The 14,646-nt window shown below is 64.3% G+C and carries 15 protein-coding genes and 1 riboswitch; of the genes, 8 read left to right on the forward strand and 7 right to left on the reverse strand.

Annotated features, from left to right (window positions below; all coding sequences use genetic code 11):
- Positions 1-2: 2 nt before the first annotated feature.
- Both FJ972_RS07030 and gloB read right to left on the reverse strand, forming a co-directional pair.
- The gene (locus FJ972_RS07030; RefSeq protein WP_140500770.1) at positions 3-443 is read right to left on the reverse strand and encodes a cupin domain-containing protein; all 441 of its coding nucleotides are present in this window, start codon (positions 441-443) and stop codon (positions 3-5) included.
- Positions 444-466: 23 nt separating this feature from the next.
- Positions 467-1,234, reverse strand: coding sequence for a hydroxyacylglutathione hydrolase (gloB, locus tag FJ972_RS07035; RefSeq protein ID WP_140525412.1), 768 nt, complete (start codon positions 1,232-1,234; stop codon positions 467-469).
- Positions 1,235-1,387: 153 nt separating this feature from the next.
- Here gloB and FJ972_RS07040 point away from each other — a divergent pair, with 153 nt between their 5' ends.
- The 3 genes from FJ972_RS07040 to FJ972_RS07050 all read left to right on the forward strand — a co-directional run bounded on the left by FJ972_RS07040 (position 1,388) and on the right by FJ972_RS07050 (position 5,048).
- Positions 1,388-2,176: a class I SAM-dependent methyltransferase gene (locus FJ972_RS07040; RefSeq protein ID WP_140525413.1), complete on the forward strand. Its 789-nt coding sequence runs from the start codon at positions 1,388-1,390 to the stop codon at positions 2,174-2,176.
- Positions 2,177-2,315: 139 nt separating this feature from the next.
- Entirely contained in the window at positions 2,316-4,139 is a 1,824-nt protein-coding gene (locus FJ972_RS07045; RefSeq protein ID WP_140525414.1) for an ABC transporter ATP-binding protein/permease, read from the forward strand.
- A gap of 105 nt (positions 4,140-4,244) precedes the next feature.
- Complete coding sequence (locus FJ972_RS07050; RefSeq protein WP_140513896.1) at positions 4,245-5,048, forward strand: DUF1194 domain-containing protein; 804 nt, start codon at positions 4,245-4,247, stop codon at positions 5,046-5,048.
- A gap of 111 nt (positions 5,049-5,159) precedes the next feature.
- Here FJ972_RS07050 and metW read toward each other — a convergent pair whose 3' ends face one another.
- Entirely contained in the window at positions 5,160-5,774 is a 615-nt protein-coding gene (metW, locus tag FJ972_RS07055) for a methionine biosynthesis protein MetW (protein WP_140500775.1), read from the reverse strand.
- Positions 5,775-5,832: 58 nt separating this feature from the next.
- The gene (metX, locus tag FJ972_RS07060) at positions 5,833-7,002 is read right to left on the reverse strand and encodes a homoserine O-acetyltransferase MetX (RefSeq protein ID WP_140513895.1); all 1,170 of its coding nucleotides are present in this window, start codon (positions 7,000-7,002) and stop codon (positions 5,833-5,835) included.
- 119 nt (positions 7,003-7,121) lie between these two features.
- Positions 7,122-7,199: riboswitch (SAM riboswitch) on the reverse strand.
- Positions 7,200-7,335: 136 nt separating this feature from the next.
- Between metX and hisC the strand changes: the two genes are divergently transcribed.
- Entirely contained in the window at positions 7,336-8,445 is a 1,110-nt protein-coding gene (hisC, locus tag FJ972_RS07065) for a histidinol-phosphate transaminase (RefSeq protein WP_140525415.1), read from the forward strand.
- Positions 8,446-8,451: 6 nt separating this feature from the next.
- Entirely contained in the window at positions 8,452-9,387 is a 936-nt protein-coding gene (locus FJ972_RS07070) for a prephenate/arogenate dehydrogenase family protein (RefSeq protein WP_181167284.1), read from the forward strand.
- On the opposite strand, the gene FJ972_RS07075 is transcribed toward FJ972_RS07070, so the two are convergent.
- Both FJ972_RS07075 and FJ972_RS07080 read right to left on the reverse strand, forming a co-directional pair.
- Positions 9,384-10,313 carry a sugar kinase gene (locus FJ972_RS07075; RefSeq protein WP_140525416.1) on the reverse strand — a complete coding sequence of 310 codons (930 nt, stop codon included), beginning with the start codon at positions 10,311-10,313 and terminating at the stop codon, positions 9,384-9,386. The genes FJ972_RS07070 and FJ972_RS07075 overlap by 4 nt on opposite strands.
- A 9-nt stretch (positions 10,314-10,322) precedes the next feature.
- Complete coding sequence (locus FJ972_RS07080; protein WP_140525417.1) at positions 10,323-11,321, reverse strand: DUF2125 domain-containing protein; 999 nt, start codon at positions 11,319-11,321, stop codon at positions 10,323-10,325.
- 137 nt (positions 11,322-11,458) lie between these two features.
- Here FJ972_RS07080 and FJ972_RS07085 point away from each other — a divergent pair, with 137 nt between their 5' ends.
- The 3 genes from FJ972_RS07085 (at position 11,459) to FJ972_RS07095 (ending at position 13,759) form a co-directional block, all read left to right on the forward strand.
- Positions 11,459-11,980 (forward strand): gamma-glutamylcyclotransferase, encoded by a 522-nt coding sequence (locus FJ972_RS07085; protein ID WP_140500781.1) that lies wholly within the window; start codon positions 11,459-11,461, stop codon positions 11,978-11,980.
- 118 nt (positions 11,981-12,098) lie between these two features.
- Positions 12,099-13,046: an aldo/keto reductase gene (locus FJ972_RS07090; protein ID WP_140525418.1), complete on the forward strand. Its 948-nt coding sequence runs from the start codon at positions 12,099-12,101 to the stop codon at positions 13,044-13,046.
- 86 nt (positions 13,047-13,132) lie between these two features.
- Entirely contained in the window at positions 13,133-13,759 is a 627-nt protein-coding gene (locus FJ972_RS07095) for a LysE family translocator (RefSeq protein ID WP_140525419.1), read from the forward strand.
- A gap of 40 nt (positions 13,760-13,799) precedes the next feature.
- Here FJ972_RS07095 and FJ972_RS07100 read toward each other — a convergent pair whose 3' ends face one another.
- A complete protein-coding gene (locus FJ972_RS07100) occupies positions 13,800-14,588 on the reverse strand; it encodes a lysophospholipid acyltransferase family protein (protein ID WP_140525420.1) in 789 nt (262 codons plus the stop codon).
- Positions 14,589-14,646: the final 58 nt, after the last annotated feature.

The following is a 14,646-nucleotide window of genomic DNA, read 5'->3' on the forward strand; positions in this document are numbered from 1 at the left end:
CGTCAGAGCTGTTTAGGCCGCCAACCAGGCTCCGCCAGTTCAAACGCCGCAAAGTCGAAGCCCGGCGCCACGGTGCAGCCGACCAGGGTCCACTCGCCCAGGCTGCGCGCCGATTGCCACCAGCCCGCCGGCACGACGATTTGCGGCCGCTCGCCGGCCGCAAGCTCGATGCCGAGCACCTGCTCGATCACCCGGTTAGCCTTTGGGCCGCCTTCTTCCCATATCGACAGCGCCAGCGGCGCGCCGGCGTAGAAGTGCCAGGCCTCGGCTGCATCCCTGACGCGATGCCAGGCGGAAACCTGGCCCTGCTCCAGCAGAAAATAGATCGCCGTCGAGTGGCCTCGAGCTCCGCCGCCACCGTCGCGAAAGGTTTCCGTGTACCAGCCGCCTTCCGGATGCGGCTTCATGCCAAGGATGACGATGATTTCTGCGGAACTCGTCATGGTTTCGACCAGTGTCGCTTGGCCTAGAAATTATCCTTGCGCTTGCGGATCTCGGCAAAAACCTCGACATCCGACGCCTTCTCCATGCCGAGATGCCTGCGGATTGCCGGATCGTGCCAGCGCAGGAAAGGGTTGGTCGACAATTCCTCGCCGATCGTGGTCGGCAGCGTCGGCTTGTTATCGGCGCGCAGCGCTTCAATTTTTGCCGCGCGTTCCTTCAATGCCGAATTGGTCCGGTCGACGCTCAGCGCGAAACGGGCGTTGGCGAGCGTGTATTCGTGCCCGCAATAGATCACGGTCGCGGCAGGCAGTGCCGCGAGCTTCTTCAGGGATTCAAACATCACCGGCGGCTTGCATTCGAACAGCCGCCCGCAACCGAGCGCGAACAGCGTGTCGGCGGTGAACGCCACTTTCGATGCCGGCAGGTGATAGGAGACGTGGCCAGCGGTGTGGCCGGGGGTGGCGATCACTTCGATACGTTCCTCGCCGAGATGCAGGACCGAACCGTCCTCGACCGTGTCGTCAATGCCGGGGATCCTGGCCTTTTCCGCTTCGGGACCGACGATGCGCAGCTTGAAGCGCTGCTTCAGCGCCAGATTGGCCTCGACATGGTCGGCATGGTGATGCGTGGTCAGGATCATCGTCGGCGTCCAGCCGGTGCGCTTGACCGCAGCCAGGATCGCCGCTTCTTCCGGCGCATCGATAAGCGCGGTCTGACCGCTTTTGGGATCATGCACCAGCACGCCGAAATTGTCGCTGCGGCACATGAACTGTTCGATTTCGACCGCCATCGCATCTCTCCATCTTTCGCCGCAGACATAGGACGCCGACGCGCGGATGTCATCCCGGAGATGACTAATGTCAGGATGTCATTCGACATCCGGGATCTCGGGACGTCGCGGCCTTTTGTTGAAACCCGCCGATATCGCGGCTACATCCCTGACATGCATTCCGACATCGTCGATCTCCGCTCCTTCTATTCGACAGCGCTCGGTCGCTTCGCCGAGCATTCGATCACCATGGCCTTGTCATCGATATGGGCCACCGTGCCCAATGAGCGGCTTGTCGGGCTCGGCTACACCTTGCCTTGGCTGGAACGGTTCGGCAGCGACGCCGAGCGGGTGTTCGCCTTCATGCCGGCGACGCAGGGCGCCGTGGTCTGGCCGGCGGCGGGACCGACGGCGACGGCTCTGGTTTTCGACGAGGAACTGCCGCTGGTCGATTCCTGCATCGACCGCATGCTGCTCGTGCATTCGCTCGAGCATGTCGAAAACCCGCGCGAAACGCTGAACGAGATCTGGCGCGTGCTGTCGCCGGCCGGCCGGGTGGTCATCGTCGTGCCCAACCGGCGCGGCGTCTGGGCGCGGTTCGAGCACACGCCGTTTGGCAATGGCAGGCCGTTCTCGCGCGGTCAGCTCACCGAATTGCTGCGCGAGGCGAATTTCACGCCCGCCGCCTGGTCCGACGCCCTGTTCTTTCCGCCATCGCGGCGGCGTTTCATGATGCGCTTCCACAATATGGTGGAGCGCGCCGGCCGGCGGCTGTGGCCGATCTTTTCCGGCGTCATCGTGGTCGAGGCGCAGAAGCGGCTCTATCAGGGCGTGCCGGCCGCCCAGCGCGCTTCCCGACGGGTTTTCGTGCCGGTGCTTTCGCCGCATGCAGCAACGCGGCTCGGCCGGCGAATAGAGACCGGGGGCACGACATCGCCGGGTCCGCGAATGACACCTTCGTGATCATGCCAGAAACTTGCGCCGGACGGCATTTCGCGACCTATCTGTCGCTGACGGGCTCGCAGCCTGGCTGAGTGACCAGTGGCGTCACTACACTTCATCCGGTTTTCAGCACCGCTTTTGAACGCAAGGACTTCAGCTCATGGCCGATTATCCGGACAATGATGCCTCTGCCCGGCCTATCGCTGCGGTCGAAGCTTCGAGCCTGCGTGATCAGGTGGCAACCATCAAGCTGGCGCTTGCCGGGTCGCCGGTCCGCAAAGGGCTACGCTGGGCCTCCATCGGAATGGTTGCCGTCATTGTCGCGACCTCGATCGGCCAGGTTCTGCTCAACCGCTGGAACCAGCCTTTCTACGATGCGCTTGCACGCCGCGACATGCAGGCCTTCCTGCACCAGCTCGCCGTTTTTGCCGCGATTGCCGGTGGGCTTCTTGTGCTCAATGTCGGCCAGACCTGGCTCAATCAGACGATCCGGCTGAAGCTGCGCGAGGCGCTGACGCTCGATCTGATCGATGGATGGATGCGGCCGGCGCGCGCTTTTCGCCTGGCGCATGCAGGCGCCATCGGGGTCAATCCCGACCAGCGCATGCAGCAGGACGCGAGCCATCTTTCCGACCTGTCGACGGATCTTGGCGTTGGCCTGCTGCAATCCCTAATCCTGCTCGCCTCCTTCGTCGGCGTGTTATGGGAGCTGTCCTCGGGCTTCGTCTTCCATGTCGGCGGGACATCGCTCGCCATACCGGGCTACATGGTGTGGGCGGCCATCCTCTATGCCGGAACGGCTTCCTGGCTGAGCTGGCTGGTCGGACGGCCACTGATCCACCTCAACAGCGACCGCTACACACGCGAGGCGGAGCTGCGTTCCTCGATGGTGCGCGTCAACGAGAACATCGATGCCATCGCGCTCGCCCGAAGCGAGCCCGATGCCAGGCGGCGGCTGGAAACCGACCTGGGCACCGTGCTCGGCGCCATGCGACGCATCTATAACGCCCAGATCAATCTCGCCTGGGTGACGGACACCTATGGCTGGATCACCGTGGTGGCTCCCATCCTGGTCGCTTCGCCGGTCTATTTCGCGGGCGATATCAGCTTCGGCGGACTGATGATGGCGGTCGGCGCCTTCAATCAGGTCCATTCTTCATTGCGTTGGTTCATCAACAATATCGGCAGCATCGCCGATTGGCGCGCGACGCTGATGCGCGTCGCCGATTTCCGCATTGCGCTGGATGAGACCGATGTGCTGCACGGCCAGGAAAGGCGCATCGAATTCGGCGAGAATGCAAACGGCAAGCTGACCTTCGAGAAACTCGAAGTGGCCTCGCCGGAGGGCTGCACGAGGCTCGCCGACCAGCATGTCGAGATCCACGCCGGCGAACGCGTCATGCTCACCGGCGAGCCTGGCGCGGGCAAGACGCTGTTCTTTCGCGCCATTGCCGGCCTGTGGCCATGGGGGAGCGGGCGCATCGGCATGCCGGCGGGAGAGACGCCCATCTTCGTGCCGCGCACGCCTTACTTCCCAACCGCCACGCTGCGCGAAGTGCTCGACCGCGTGGACGGGGTTGCGCCGGCAAGCGATGCCCATATCTCAGCCGTGCTGGCCGAGATCGGCCTGGAACACCTGTCGTCGTCGCTCGGCCGCAGCGCGCGCTGGGAGCATGAACTGGCCGACGACGAACTGCGCCTGCTGGCCTTTGCCCGCCTCGTGCTGCGCCAACCAAAATGGGTGATCATCGATGAGGCTCTCGATGCCTTCGACGGACCGACACTGCGGCGGGTGTTGTCGATGCTGGAGAAGCGGCTGGGCGGGGCGACGATCCTCAATATAGGCCGCGGCCAGCACAACAATCAATTCTTCCCGCGCGCACTGACCATCGTGAAGGCGTCCGGCGTGCCGGCTCTGAAGCCCGCGCGCATAAGGGCAGGCGCGATCGAGCCGCCGCCGGCCGCTCCTCGCCGCAAGAAATAGCACTTCCGGCATCTATTCGGACCAGCCCGCGCCACGCCACGTGGCAGCTTTATTTCGCCGTGATCGCGAGGGAAGATCGCACCGGAAACATAGCTTGAGCCGGCCATGCTTGATGCTCTCAGCCTGCTTGCCTGCCTGGCCTGCACCGAGGCCGCCGTGACTGCGCCTGCGCCGGATAGTCTGGCCGTTGATGTCCAACTGGTGCTGGCGGTCGATATCTCATTGTCGATGGACGAGAAGGAGTTCGCCCTGCAGCGCGCCGGCTATGTGGAGGCGCTGCGTCATCCCGACTTCATCAAGGCGGTCCGCGCCGGGAACGCCGGTCGCATCGCGCTCACCTATTTCGAATGGGCCGGCACTGTGCGCGACGACGCGCTCATCGGCTGGCAGGTCATCGACGGCGCTGAGAGCGCCAACGCTTTTGCCGACAAGATTGCAGCCCGCCCGTTCCGCAGCTTCCGCGGCACGTCGATCTCCGGCGCGCTCGCCTTCGGTGCAGGGCTTTTCGACCGCACTACTTTCGAAAGCGAACGCAGCGTCATCGATATTTCCGGTGACGGACCAAACAATATCGGGCTGCCCGTCACCGCCACGCGGGATGCGGCAAACGCCAGAGGCATCGTCATCAACGGCCTGCCGATCCTGATCAATCCATCGCCCACCTTCAGCCATCTCGACCGGTATTACGCCCAGTGCGTAACCGGCGGGCCGGGCTCCTTCGTGCTGCCGATTTATACAGCCGCCGAATTCTCGACGGCGATCCGGCGCAAGTTGATCCTCGAAGTGAGCGGCGTTCAGAACGAGACCAGGATCATTCCCGCCGAAGCCGAGGCTCCGATCGACTGCCTGCAAGGCGAACGCGACAGACGGTTCTTGTCGGATCCGTATTTCCCGGAGCTCGATCGCTGAGCCTTCGCCGGGCTATGCGTCCCAACCTGCTGATGACCTTCGTCGCAGAGATCAGCCTGCAGCTCGACTTCGCCCGAAAAGGGGGTGTCATAGCCACCTCCGGGATGGCCCTTATCGCTTCAACAAGAACACCGCTTGCTGGCCGAAGAAGTTCCAGAACCACCATGGCATCGACAGGCCGATCTTCTGGCCGTTGGCGTCGAGCGCGGTCGCCCTTTCCACGGTCGCGCCAAGCTCCTCGCACAGATTGACGAAGTCGCGGATGGTGCAGAAGTGGATATTTGGCGTGTCGTACCAGGAATAGGGCAGGTCCTTGGTCACCGGCATGCGGCCCTTGACGAACAGCGACAGGCGCACCCGCCAGTGGCCGAAATTGGGGAAGGACACGATGGCGTGTTCGCCGATCCTGAGCAGTTCGTCGAGAACGAGCTTCGGGTTGCGGGTCGCCTGCAAGGTCTGCGACAGGACGACGAAATCAAAACCCTTGTCGGGATAGAATTCGAGATCCTTGTCGGCGTCGCCCTGAACGACGGAAAGGCCGCGCGCCACGCATTCGTTGACACCACGCTGCGACAGCTCCAGTCCGCGGCCGTCGATCTGCTTGGTTTCCTGCAAAAGCTCGAGCAGCGAGCCGTCGCCGGAGCCGACGTCCAGCACCCGCGATTGCGGCGGGATCAGACCGGCGATCACCTCGAGATCGACGCGCTGGGCGCGGTTGACGCTCATGGCTTGCCCCTTGTCGTGGTGCGTGACCCTTGATGGACAGGTCTGCAATTTTGCGGGGTCATGCGCCGAGCCCTCTCGCTCGCGCGGCCGAGCCGATGAAGCCATTGATGGCGGCGAACAGTTCCGGCTCGTCGAGCAGGAAGGCGTCGTGCCCGCGATCGGTCTCGATCTCGACGAAGGACACCGACGCGCCGGCGGCATTCAGCGCATGGACGATCGAGCGGCTCTCCTCGGTCGGGAACAGCCAATCCGAGGTGAACGACACCAGGCAGAAGCGGGTCTTGGTGCCGGCAAAAGCATCGGCCAGCCTGCCGCCGTGGTCGGCGGCGAGGTCGAAATAGTCCATGGACCGCGTCATATAGAGATAGGAATTGGCGTCGAAGCGGTCGACGAAAGTCATGCCCTGGTGACGCAGATAGCTCTCGATCTGGAAATCGGCGTCGAAGCCGAAGGTCAGCGCTTCGCGGTCCTGCAGGTTGCGGCCGAACTTCCGGTGCAAGGCTGCTTCCGACAGGTAGGTGATGTGGGCGGCCATGCGCGCCACGGCGAGCCCCTTTTCCGGGCGTTTGCCGTGGTCGAAATACTTGCCGCCATGCCATTCTGGATCCGCCATCACGGCCTGCCGGCCGACCTCGTGGAAAGCGATGTTCTGCGAGGAATGACGCGCGCCGGTGGCGATCGGCAGCGCCGAGAAAACACGCTCCGGATAGCTCGACGCCCATTGCAGCACCTGCATGCCGCCCATCGACCCGCCGAGCACGCAAAACAGTTTTTCGATGCCGAAATGGTCGATCAGCATCTGCTGGGCACGCACCATGTCGCGGATGGTGATGACCGGAAGGTCGAGCCCATAGGGCTTGCCGGTGGCGGGATTGGTGGAGGCCGGGCCGGTGGAACCGAGGCAGCCGCCGATGACGTTTGAGCAGATGACGAAGAAGCGGTTGGTGTCGATGATCTTGCCGGGTCCGATCAGCACTTCCCACCAACCCGGCTTGCCGGTCACCGGATTGGTGCTGGCCACATGCTGGTCGCCGGTCAATGCGTGGCAGACGAGAATGGCGTTTGAACGGGCGTCGTTCAGCGTGCCGTAGGTCTGGTAGGCGATCTGGAACGGCGACAGCAGCGTGCCGGCGTCGAGCTTGAGCGGCTTGTCGGCGCCGAAGCGCACGACCGGGCTCGACGGTTGGTCTGCCTCGTTGTTGGTTCTGCCAGCGCGCTGAGCGGCCATCTCGTCTCTCTTGCTGCACCTTGCCTTTGCGGAAATCGCTGCCGATCTCCGCGCCGCCGATGCGTTCGTCCGGCCGGCCGCGGACAACAAAAAACCGGCATTGCCTTCGCAAAGCCGGTTACGTCGCGCAAACGGCCCTTTAGCGAATTGTTTAACGTGGCTGCAAGCCGACCGGCCAAATCACCACGGAACTGTCGCTGCCCTTCTAGAACTCACCTGCCTCGCCGTCAATGCCGCCTGCTGGCACCACTGCCACCTCTCGACATTGCCGGCCATGGCTTGTATTTCCGCAGCGGCTTCCAGGACGGAAGCGTTCTCGACGGATTTTGCGATATGAGCCAGACCCCGGACAAGGCACGTCCAACCCCGCGCGCGGGCATCATGGACATCCAGGCCTATGTGCCGGGCAAGAGCTCGGCCCCCGCCGGGGTGGACAAGGTCCACAAGCTGTCGTCGAACGAGAACCCGCTCGGCCCCTCGCCGAAGGCAATCGAGGCCGCGCGCGAGGTCGCCGCGAAGCTCGACGTCTATCCCGACGGCACCGCCCGGCGCCTGCGCGAAGCAATCGCCGAGGTGCATGGTCTGAACGCACAGAACATCATCTGTTCCAACGGCTCCGACGAGATCCTCGGCCTGCTGGCGCAGACTTATCTCGCGCCCGGCGACGAGGCCATATTCACCGAACACGCCTTCATGGTCTACATGATCTACATCCAGTCGGCGGGTGCGACGCCTGTCGCGGTCAAGGAGACCCAGGAGCGCGCCGACATCGATGCGATCCTGGCGGCTGTCACGCCACGTACGAAGATCGTGTTCCTCGCCAATCCCAACAATCCAACCGGCACTTACGTGCCGTTCCAGGAGGTGCGCCGCCTGCATGCCGGCCTGCCGAAGAACGTGCTTCTGGTGCTCGATGCCGCCTATGCCGAATATGTCAGGCGCAACGACTATGAGGCCGGCATCGAGCTCGCGGGCAGCTCTCAGAACGTGGTCATGACCCGCACCTTCTCCAAGATCGGACTTGGCGGGGCGCGGATCGGATGGATGTATGGGCCGATGCACATCGTCGACGCGATCAACCGCATACGCGGTCCCTTCAACGTCAATGCGACGGCGATCGAGGCCGGCATCGCCGCCGTCCGCGACCGCGCCCATATCGAGCGTAGCGTCGCGCATAACGAGACCTGGCTGGCCTGGCTGAGCGAACAGATGACCGGGCTCGGGTTGCGGGTGACGCCGAGCGTCGGCAATTTCCTCCTCATTCATTTTCCTGACGACGGCAAGCATTCGGCCGCGGCGGCGGACGATTATCTCACCCAGCGCGGCTACATACTGCGGCGTGTTTCGGGCTATGGCTTTCCCAACGCACTGCGTATGACGGTCGGCACCGAAGAGGCCAATCGCGGCGTTGTCGCGGCACTCACGACATTCCTGAAAAGCTAGAACGCCATGGCATCACCGATGTTCGAAAAGATCGCGCTGGTCGGCATCGGCCTGATTGGCTCGTCGCTGGCCCGCGTCATCCGCCGCGAGGGCCTGGCCGGCCATGTCGCCATCTCGACGCGCAGCGCCGCGACGCTGGCGCGGGCGCAAGAGCTTGGGCTGGGCTCCTCCTACGCCATAGATGCCAAGGAAGCGGTCCGCGATGCCGACCTGGTTATCGTCTCGGTGCCGGTCGGCTCGTCCGGCGCGGTGGCGCAAGAGATCGCGCCGGCGCTGAAGAGGGGCGCCATCGTCACCGATGTCGGCTCGACCAAGGCTTCCGTGATCGCACAGATGCAGCCGCATATACCCGGTGGGGTGCATTTCATTCCCGGCCATCCGCTGGCCGGCACGGAGAAATCTGGGCCCGATGCCGGTTTCGCCGATCTGTTCGACAACCGCTGGTGCATTTTCACCCCGCTGCCGGACACGGATCCGGACGCGCTGGAAAGGCTTTCCGAATTCTGGCGCCGTTGTGGCGCCAACATCGACACGATGGATCCGCAGCATCACGACATGACGCTGGCCATCGTCTCGCATTTGCCGCACATCATCGCCTACAACATCGTCGGCACCGCCGATGACCTGGAATCGGTGACCAAGACGGAAGTCATCAAATATTCCGCTTCCGGTTTCCGCGACTTCACGCGCCTCGCCGCCTCCGATCCGACCATGTGGCGGGACGTGTGCCTGCACAACAAGGACGCGATCCTGGAAATGCTGGCGCGGTTCTCGGAGGATCTGGCTTTTCTGCAGCGGGCGATCCGCTGGGGCGACGGCGACAAGCTGTTCGACCTGTTCACCCGCACCCGCGCCGTGCGACGCTCGATCATCGAGGCCGGCCAGGACATCGACGTGCCGGATTTCGGTCGCCAGGCGGTCGAGCATCCGGCGAAAAACTAGGCTCCTTCAGGCCAGGTCGCCGCCATCATCGCCAGTGTCTCGGCACGATCGGGCGCGCCCAGCCTGCCGCCGAAGCGCTGGCATTTGAGCGCTGCGGCCGCGCTGGCAAAGCGTAGCGCCTGCTCGATCGGCATGGCTTGCGCCAATCCGGCTGCGAATGCGCCATGAAAGACGTCGCCGGCTGCCAGCGTATCCACCACCTTGACCTTTGGCGCAGCGACGTGGCGTACGCAACCGGCCTGCCTGTCATGCCACCAGGTTCCAGCCCCGCCGGCGGTTACCGCGACGAAAGCGTCGGTGCGCGACGCAAGGTCGGCGCATGCGGCCTGCGGGTCCAGCGCCTGGCCGCAGACGATGCGCGCCGCCGGTTCGGAGGCGACGATGTGCGAGGCGAGCGGCAACAGCCGCTCCAGCACTGCCAATGGCGCGGTGTCGGCATCGAGGATCCCAGGGCGGCCGGCAGCGCGCGCAGCGCTGAGCGCCAGCGCCGCAGCACCCGGCCAGCGCACATCGACCAGCACGGCATCGAAAGCCGTGAGATCGGCGACCGGCAAGCCGTCGGGATCGGCCTGAGCGCGCTGATCGTAGAAAGGCACGATGATGCGTTCGCCATGGCCGTCGACAAGGATCGCGGCCAGCGCCGAGGACGCTCCGGGGACGCGACGGACGAGGCTGCAATCGACGCCCTCCGCCTCGATGCCCGATATCAGCTGGTTGCCGACCTGATCATCGCCGGCGCTCGCCCAAAGCCACACTTCGGCGCCCAGCCGGCGTGCGGCGCAGGCGGCACTCGTGGCCATGCCGGAAGCGATCTGGACGCCATCGGCGGCCATGAACTTGCCCTGATGGATGGGCAGCGCTTCGACGCGAAGAATGGTGTCGAGCGTCAGCGCGCCGACGCTCAGGAGTTTTGCCGGTCTGTCCATTGGGGATGCTTAGTCGACCGGCTTGATCTTGCCCAGCGGGATAAAGCCGAGCGAGGCCTTGCCCTTGACCACCTTGAGCGGCATCGACGGTTCGTTGCCGAGCAGCGCCAGGGCGGCAAAGCCTTGTTCGATCTGGTTCTTCTGTTCGGGTATGGCGGCCCCGAGAATGGCGGCCACGGCTTTCGGGTCTTTCAGCCTGATCATCAGATCGGCATCGACCAGGCCCTCGGTGTCGACCGACAGCGGCCCGGAAACGGCGACGTGCGCCGTGCCCGACGACAAATCCAGCCTGCGGATCTCGACGGCCTGGCCGCGCAGGCTTTTCAGTTGCGTGCCGATCAGGGCCAGGCCGTTCTTCAGCGTCGCCTCGCCACTGGCGTCGAGCGGCGGCAGGACGCGGCCCCCGATCGCATCGGGGTCGATCTCCAGATCGCCGAAGCTGCCGATATAGTCGATATCCCTGCCGTTCGGCTGCAGCTGGCCCGCCGCCTTGCCGGCGCTGAACAGTTGCACCGGATCGGTGTCGTCGGCCGGATCGGTCTGGCCGGACAGGCCCTCGGCCGTGAGCGAAATGCGTCGCGGCAGCGGCCATGAGAGCTTGACGTTGGCCTTAAGATCATCCCAGTCGATCCACAGCGGCACCATGCCCGGAACCGAGGTCCTGAGCGGACCGCGCAGGTCCGCGACCGGCGACAGCGGCTGGATGATCTGGGCGACGGCGTTGAAGGAGCCGGCAGAGGCGGCAAGGTTCTTGGCGTCGTCCTCATAAGCAAGATTGTCGCAGGAGACGGCGAAGCTCAGGGGATAACCGCTGACCTGGAGATTGGCGCAGCCGGCCTCGATGCCACTCTTGTTGAGCGTGGCGATCGCCTTGTCGGCTTCGCTCCGGACCCTGTCGGCGAGATAGAACCAGCCGCCGCTGTAGATGGCGAACAGCGCGATGACAAACGCTGCAAGCCAGAACAGGCGGCGGCGATGCTTCGGCTGGCGTTCGTCAGTGGACGTCATGCTGCGGTTCTCGTTCACGCATGGGGGCTGTGGGCGGGCTGTCGATTCTGGCAACGACAAAAGGTAGACAGAGATGGACGGAAAAAACACCGATTCCGGTGTGGTGTTGCCATTCTTACGCAATCAGGCACGGCGATATGGGCGATTTTTGGGTGTTTGGCTATGGTTCGTTGATATGGCGGCCGGGGTTCGCGCATGTCGAGACAAGGCGGGCGCGCCTGCATGGCTATCGTCGCGCGCTGTGCGTCTATTCCTTCGTGCATCGCGGCACGCGGGAACGTCCGGGGCTGGTGCTCGGCCTTGACCGCGGGGGTTCCTGCGTCGGGCTGGCTTTCCGGGTGCCGGGCGAGTTGCGGGACGAGGTCATCGCCTATCTGCGTGAGCGCGAGCTGGTCACCAATGTCTATCTCGAGCGCATGCTCAATGTCCGCCTTGACGGCGGCGGCACGGTCGAGGCCGTGGCCTATATCGTCGACCGCAATCATGAGCAGTATGCCGGTGCGCTCGATGCGGCCCACGCCGCTGATGTGGTGCGCGGCGCTGTCGGCCAGTCCGGCAATAATGAGGATTATGTGTCGAGCACGCTGGACCATCTCCGGGCGCTCGGCATCCGCGATCACTGGTTGGAAGACGTGGCTAGGCGGATCGCGCCTTTGTGAAGCGCTGGCTTGCGGAAAAATCCGGCGAGGTCTTTGACCTCGATGCGGCGAGACCTAGGTTAGGCTCCGACTCTCAACGGGCGATAGCCGCCCAATCCCACCAACACGGAGATCAGCCTTGCAGAAACGCCGTCTCGGTCGCACCGACCTTTCCATCGCGCCGCTGGTTCTGGGCGGCAATGTCTTCGGCTGGACCGCCGACGAGAAGACGTCGTTCGACCTGCTCGACCGCTTCGTCGGCGCCGGCCTGAACGCGGTCGACACAGCGGACGCCTATTCGCGCTGGGTGCCCGGCCACGAGGGCGGCGAATCGGAAACCATCATCGGCAAATGGATGAAGGACCGCGGCAACCGCGATAAGGTCGTGGTGGTCACCAAAGTCGGCTCGGACATGGGACAGGGCCACAAGGACCTGTCCGCCGCTTACATCGAAAAGGCCGTCGATGCTTCGCTGAAGCGGCTTCAGACCGAGTTCATCGATCTTTATCTGTCGCACTGGCCGGATCCAACCACGCCCTATGAGGAAACCCTCGGCGCCTATGAAAAGCTCCTCGCCAAGGGCAAGATCCGTTATGCCGGCTGCTCGAATCTCGACGCCGGCCAGTTGCGCGCCGCGCTCGACGTGGCAAGCCTGCGCAGCCTGCCGCGCTATGAAGTGCTGCAGCCGGAATACAATCTCTACGACCGCTCGTCGTTCGATGGCCCGCTGCGCGATCTCTGCATGGCGGAGGACATCGGCGTGATCACCTATTTCAGCCTGGCCAAGGGTTTCTTGAGCGGCAAATACCGCAGCGAGGCCGATCTCGGTCAAAGCCCGCGCGGCGGCGGCGTGAAAGATTACCTCAATGCGCGCGGTATGCGCATCCTCGCGGCACTCGACGCGGTGTCCGCCAGGCATTCGGCCAAACAGGCGGAAGTGGCGCTTGCCTGGGTCATTGCCCGGCCGGGCGTCACCGCGCCTATCGCCAGCGCCACCAAGCCTGAACAGATGGACAGCCTGATCAAGGCGGTGTCGCTGGAGCTGAGCGCCGACGACATGGCCGAGCTCGACAAGGCGAGCGGCTGAGCCGTCAGCAGCGCGCACGATCGTCCAAGACGGTCGCCCCGACCTTGCCATACCGTCATTGACGCTTGGCAAGACAGGAGGCGCGGATGGCAGGCCCGCTTTTTTCGCAGCCGGATATGTGGCGTCAGCTCGTTGCGCTGATGCTTGCCGCTACGGCCGTCATGGGCAGCCCGGGACCGGCGACGATAAGCGTCATCGCCGTCGGCGCGGCGTTCGGCCTGCGCCGTTCCCTGAGCTACGCCTTGGGGGTCATCCTGGGCACGATCACCGTGCTTCTGGTCGTGGCAAGCGGGGTGAGCGCCATGCTTGCCGCGATGCCGCCGCTCGCGCCGCTGCTTGTCGCGGCGTCGGCTGCCTATATCCTCTATCTCGCGTTCAAGATTGCCAGCGCGCCGCCCCTGGCGGCGGATGCCGGCGAGGCCGCGCGACCGACATTCACCGGCGGGTTCCTGCTGGCGGTGGCCAACCCGAAGGCTTATGTGGCCATCGCCGCGGTGTTCGCCGGCGCGTCCGCGGATTCGGGCGCCGGCGCCATCGGCACCGGGCCGAAGCTGACCGCTCTCGCATGCATGATCGTCGCCATCCATGCCGTGTGGCTGCTTGCGGGCGCTGCTTTCGCGCGCTTTCTTCGCAGGCCGGTGGCTTCGCGCATCATCAATCTGGTCTTTGCCGCGACGCTGGTGCTGACGACCGCACTGGCTGTGTTCGCTTGAACGTTGCGCGAGCCGCCATCGGCGCGCCGAAGGCCGCACTTCAGGCTTTGGCGCCGAGTTCCCGCAGCCGCTTGACCGCCGTCGGCGGCAAGGCGGGCGGATTGGGTGCACGGGACGCGTCGATGAGGAACTGGTCGCAGGCGGTTTCGGTTTCGCCGATCAGCCGCCGCATGAATTCCTCCTTGTCCAGGCCCGGCGGGATCGGCGGCAGGAAGCGCGCCTTGATGGTGCCGGGATAGCGCAGGAACTTGCGGCGCGGCCAATAGAGGCCGGCAACATGGGCGACCGGCACCACGGGAATGCCGAGCTGCGCATAGATTTCGACGATGCCGTATTTGTAGGCGGGTTCGTCGCCGGGCGCGCGGCGGGTGCCTTCGGGATAGATGATGAGCTGCCGCGGGTTGCGCGCGATTTCTTCCTTGGTCGCCGCAACCACCGCCTTCAGCGCCTTGGAGCGGCTGCCGCGGTCGACCGGGATCATGCGCATTTTCAGGATGTACCAGCCGAAGAACGGAATCCAGGTCAGCTCGCGCTTCAGAATGTAGAGTGGATCCTGGAGATAGGGGAAGAAGGCGATCGCGTCCCAGAAGGACTGGTGCTTGGGCGCCAGGATGAAGGAACCTTCGGGCAGATTTTCCACCCCGGTGATGTCGCTCTTGGTCCCGGCGATCTTGTCGTAGAGCCACATCGAGGTGCGCGACCAGAACTTCGGCACGAACCAGGCGCGATGGCGCGGCGACAGGAAATAATAGGGAGTCCAGAGGATCATCTGGACGATCAGATTGATGTAGAAGACGAAGTTGAACGCCAGCGATCGGACTTGGAGCATTGGGGGAGGCCCGGTAAGGAGGTGTGCGTTGGTTACACCAAGCGGGCGCAAAAAGGAA

The organism is Mesorhizobium sp. B2-1-1 (assembly GCF_006442975.2).
In the GTDB taxonomy this organism is placed as follows: domain Bacteria; phylum Pseudomonadota; class Alphaproteobacteria; order Rhizobiales; family Rhizobiaceae; genus Mesorhizobium.

Coding starts and splice junctions, on each gene's coding strand:
- FJ972_RS07095 (WP_140525419.1), top strand. CDS start 13,133: ATGGCAGGCCCGCTTTTTTCGCAGCCGGATATGTGGCGTCAGCTCGTT.
- hisC (WP_140525415.1), top strand. CDS start 7,336: ATGAGCCAGACCCCGGACAAGGCACGTCCAACCCCGCGCGCGGGCATC.
- FJ972_RS07080 (WP_140525417.1), bottom strand. CDS start 11,321: ATGACGTCCACTGACGAACGCCAGCCGAAGCATCGCCGCCGCCTGTTC.
- FJ972_RS07075 (WP_140525416.1), bottom strand. CDS start 10,313: ATGGACAGACCGGCAAAACTCCTGAGCGTCGGCGCGCTGACGCTCGAC.
- metW (WP_140500775.1), bottom strand. CDS start 5,774: ATGAGCGTCAACCGCGCCCAGCGCGTCGATCTCGAGGTGATCGCCGGT.
- FJ972_RS07100 (WP_140525420.1), bottom strand. CDS start 14,588: ATGCTCCAAGTCCGATCGCTGGCGTTCAACTTCGTCTTCTACATCAAT.
- metX (WP_140513895.1), bottom strand. CDS start 7,002: ATGGCCGCTCAGCGCGCTGGCAGAACCAACAACGAGGCAGACCAACCG.
- FJ972_RS07030 (WP_140500770.1), bottom strand. CDS start 443: ATGACGAGTTCCGCAGAAATCATCGTCATCCTTGGCATGAAGCCGCAT.
- FJ972_RS07050 (WP_140513896.1), top strand. CDS start 4,245: ATGCTTGATGCTCTCAGCCTGCTTGCCTGCCTGGCCTGCACCGAGGCC.
- FJ972_RS07085 (WP_140500781.1), top strand. CDS start 11,459: ATGGGCGATTTTTGGGTGTTTGGCTATGGTTCGTTGATATGGCGGCCG.
- gloB (WP_140525412.1), bottom strand. CDS start 1,234: ATGGCGGTCGAAATCGAACAGTTCATGTGCCGCAGCGACAATTTCGGC.
- FJ972_RS07070 (WP_181167284.1), top strand. CDS start 8,452: ATGGCATCACCGATGTTCGAAAAGATCGCGCTGGTCGGCATCGGCCTG.
- FJ972_RS07045 (WP_140525414.1), top strand. CDS start 2,316: ATGGCCGATTATCCGGACAATGATGCCTCTGCCCGGCCTATCGCTGCG.
- FJ972_RS07040 (WP_140525413.1), top strand. CDS start 1,388: ATGCATTCCGACATCGTCGATCTCCGCTCCTTCTATTCGACAGCGCTC.